This is a genomic window from Pseudomonas sp. K5002, from assembly GCF_013386655.1.
Classification (GTDB): Bacteria; Pseudomonadota; Gammaproteobacteria; order Pseudomonadales; family Pseudomonadaceae; genus Aquipseudomonas.
The window spans coordinates 1-3,257 of the sequence record NZ_JACARK010000797.1 but is presented as its reverse complement, the minus strand read 5'-3'; the positions used below and the strand labels follow the sequence as shown (position 1 = coordinate 3,257).

Annotated in this window: 3 protein-coding genes; 2 read left to right on the top strand and 1 reads right to left on the bottom strand. The window is 63.3% G+C overall.

Annotated elements, in window-relative coordinates; all coding sequences use genetic code 11:
• Together HX846_RS28760 and HX846_RS28755 are read left to right on the top strand one after the other, a co-directional pair.
• A partial coding sequence (locus HX846_RS28760) for an NAD-dependent succinate-semialdehyde dehydrogenase (RefSeq protein ID WP_178966611.1) occupies positions 1–1,270 on the top strand: 1,270 nt, incomplete at its 5' end.
• A 90-nt stretch (positions 1,271–1,360) separates the two neighbouring features.
• The gene (locus HX846_RS28755; RefSeq protein ID WP_178966609.1) at positions 1,361–2,734 is read left to right on the top strand and encodes an MFS transporter; all 1,374 of its coding nucleotides are present in this window, start codon (positions 1,361–1,363) and stop codon (positions 2,732–2,734) included.
• Here the strand turns inward: HX846_RS28755 and HX846_RS28750 are convergent.
• On the bottom strand, positions 2,681–3,257 hold a 577-nt coding region (locus HX846_RS28750), incomplete at its 5' end, for a LysR substrate-binding domain-containing protein (RefSeq protein ID WP_178966607.1). The two genes, HX846_RS28755 and HX846_RS28750, sit on opposite strands and share 54 nt — an antisense overlap.

Here is a 3,257-nt window from a genome sequence, read left to right as displayed (position 1 = left end):
GCCGGCCTGGCGCAAGCTCACCGCCAAGGAACGCAGCCAGCGCCTCAAGCGCTGGAGCGAGTTGATGCTGAGCAACCAGAAGGACCTGGCCCACCTGCTCAGCCTGGAACAGGGCAAGCCGCTGGCCGAAGCCATGGGCGAAGTGGTCTACGCCGCGAGCTTCCTCGAATGGTTTGCCGAAGAAGCCAAGCGTGCCTATGGCGACGTGATCCCGAGCCACAAGGCCGACGCCCGCATCATCGTGACCAAGGAAGCCATCGGCGTGGTCGCAGCGATCACCCCATGGAATTTCCCCCTGGCCATGGTCACCCGCAAGGTTGGCCCGGCGCTGGCGGCGGGTTGCACGATGATTCTCAAACCGTCGGAAGAAACCCCGCTGTCGGCCTTTGCCCTGGCGGTGTTGGCAGAACAGGCCGGGATTCCGGCGGGCGTGTTCAACATCGTGTCCGGCGATGCCGTGGCCATCGGTGGCGCACTGCAAGCCTCCAGCATTGTGCGCAAGCTGTCCTTCACCGGCTCCACCCGCACCGGCAAGCTGCTGATGCGCCAGGCCGCCGACACCCTGAAAAAGGTCTCCCTGGAACTGGGCGGCAACGCACCCTTTATCGTGTTTGACGATGCCGACCTGGACGCTGCCGTCAAAGGCGCCATGGCTTCCAAGTTTCGCAATACCGGGCAGACCTGCGTCTGCGTCAACCGCTTCTTTATCCAGGACGGTGTGTACGATGCGTTCACCCGCAAGCTGGCCGAAGCGGTCTCTGCGATGCGCGTCGGCAGCGCCCTGGACGGCGAAACCGAACAAGGCCCGCTGATCAATGCGGCCGCGTTGGCCAAGGTTGAAGCCCACGTCGGCGACGCCCTCGAGAAAGGTGCCAAGCTGCTGTGCGGCGGCCGTCGCCATGCCTTGGGCGGGACGTTCTTCGAACCGACCATCCTCACCGAAGCCCACGGCGAGATGCTGATTGCCCAGGAAGAAACCTTCGGCCCGGTGGCGGCCTGCTTCCGCTTCAAGGACGAAGCCGAAGTGCTGCAACGGGCGAATGACACGCCGTTTGGGTTGTCCGCCTACTTCTACAGCCGCGACATCGGCCGCGTATGGCGCATGGCCGAAGGCCTGGAAGCGGGCATGGTCGGGATCAACGAAGGGATCATCTCCACCGAAGTCGCACCGTTTGGCGGGATCAAGGAGTCGGGCCTGGGTCGTGAAGGTTCCAGGTACGGCCTGGAGGATTACCTGGAGATCAAATACCTGTTGATGGGCGGTCTCTGACCCCATTCACCCAAACAACCCCGCCCGCTCCCACAGGGAAATGGGCTTGCCCGCTGTTACTCCGTCAAGAACAAAAATATGGAGAACACCATGTCCACTCAACCCATCAAAATCGACGACCTGCCCATCGGTCGCTTCCACCTTAAAATCGCCGGCCTGACCTTCGGCGCCCACTTCACCGACGGCTATATCCTCGGCCTGATCGGCATCGCCTTCACCTTGCTCAGCCCACAGATGCAACTGGACGCCTTCTGGCAAGGCCTGATCGGCGCCTCGGCCCTGATCGGCCTGTTTATGGGTAGCCTGTTCTTTGGCTGGATCTCCGACACCCTCGGCCGGCAGAAAATCTTCCTGGTCAGCTTCGTCCTGATCACCGTTGCCTCGGTGATGCAGTTCTATGCCGAAACCGCCATGGGCCTGTTCCTCTGCCGGGTGTTGATCGGTATCGGCCTGGGCGGCGACTTCAGCGTCGGCCACGCGATGCTCGCCGAGTTCTCGCCCAGGAAACATCGCGGGGTACTGCTGGGCTCCTTCAGCGTGGTGTGGACGGTGGGTTACGTGGCCGCGACTTTCGTCGGCACCGCCATGCTCAGCCTCGGCGATGATGCCTGGCGCTGGATGCTCGCATCGTCGGCAATTCCTGCCGGGCTGATCCTGATCGCGCGCATCGGCACGCCCGAATCGCCGCGCTGGCTGATCAACCAGGGCCGGATTGCCGAGGCCCGAGCCATCGTCAAGAAACACCTCGGCGAACACGTGGTCCTCGATGAAGAACCGTCGACGCAAACCCGTTCCGGCTACGGCGTGCTGTTCAGCCGTGAATACCGCGAGCGCACCGCGTTCAACTGCCTGTTCTTCGTGTGCATCGTGATGCCGTACTTCGCCATCTACACCTTCCTGCCGTCGATCCTGCAGAAGATGGGCCTGGCCGAAGGTTTTGGCACCGAGCTGATGCTCAACCTGCTGCTGATCATCGGCGCCTTGATCGGCATCTGGTGCACCGTGAAATTCTCCCGGCGGGGCTTTCTGATCAACTCGTTCATCATCCTGGCGGCGGCGCTGTTCCTGCTGGCGGTATTGCCGGGCAGCATGGCGTGGTTGATGGTGCTGACGTTCGGCGTCTTCACCCTGGTGCTGTCGGCGGTGAGCAACCTGGTGGGCGTATTCCCGGCGGAGAGCTTCCCGACCGAAGTGCGGGCCAGCGGCATCGGCCTTGCCACAGCCGTCAGCCGCCTGGGTTCGGCGGTGAGTACCTTCCTGTTGCCGGTGAGCGTAGCGGGGATCGGCCTGAGCCCGACCATGGGCATCCTCGCCGCTATCCTGGTGCTGGGCGCGATCATCTCCTGGGCCTGGGCGCCGGAAACCAAGGCGTTGACCTTGAGCCAGGCGTGCAAGGCCGAGCCTGCGGTGTCAGGGATTGCTCACCCGGTTCAACCACTGCGTAAACAACCGAACCTTGGATAAACCCTGCTTGTCACTTGCCACATCCAGCCAATAGCCATACGGGCCGATCACCTCCACCGGGGTGATCGGCAGCAGGCTGCCATTCGCCAGTTCACGCTCGATCATCTGCCGGTCGATCACCGCCAACCCACCGCCGGCCAGGGCGGTGTGGATCACCTGGTCCAGGGTGCTGAATTCCAGGCCCTGGCCTGCATCGATATCTTCCCGGCCCATGGCCGCCAGCCAGTTCTCCCAGACCTGCAAACGCTTGCCGTCGTGCAGGATGTGCAGCAGCGGAAAGCGCCGCAGGTCGGGTGGCTGACCGTCGCTGAACAGTTCCGGGCTGGCGACGGCGATGTGGCGTTCCATCACCAACAGTTCACTGCTGCACTGCGTGGCCGCTTCCAGGCCGAAGCGGACCTGGCAGTCGATTTCCGCCAGGCTCGCATGGGTGTTCTGGTGGGTGACGCTGAGGTTGATGTCCGGGTAACGCTCGCAAAACCGGCGCAGGTGGGCGGACAGCCAGCGGGTGGCCCAGGTGGGC